We start from the raw sequence: 329 nt of genomic DNA on the forward strand, positions 1-329 counted from the left end.
ATCCGCTCCAGACAGGTGTGGGACTGGCGGAGGTCGAGACTTTCGGGAAGTTCCTCGGCGGCTCGGCGACGAACGTGGCGGTCGCGGCGGCACGGCTGGGGCGGCGGACGGCGGTGATCACGCGGACGGGGGCGGATCCGTTCGGGGAGTATCTGCACCGGGAGCTGCGGGCGTTCGGGGTGGACGACCGGTGGGTGACGCCTGTGGACGGCCTGCCGACGCCGGTGACGTTCTGCGAGATCTTTCCGCCGGACGACTTTCCGCTGTACTTCTACCGGCAGCCGGTCGCGCCCGATCTGGTGATCGAGGAGGGGGAGTTGGACCTCGGG

The 329-nt window shown here is 69.9% G+C and carries 1 protein-coding gene; it reads left to right on the plus strand.

Annotation, left to right across the window (positions count from 1 at the left end):
- A partial coding sequence (locus J0695_RS39395) for a PfkB family carbohydrate kinase (protein ID WP_242553754.1) occupies positions 1 to 329 on the plus strand: 329 nt, incomplete at both ends.

The sequence above is a fragment of the Streptomyces beijiangensis genome (assembly GCF_017315755.1).
Classification (GTDB): domain Bacteria; phylum Actinomycetota; class Actinomycetes; order Streptomycetales; family Streptomycetaceae; genus Streptomyces; species Streptomyces beijiangensis.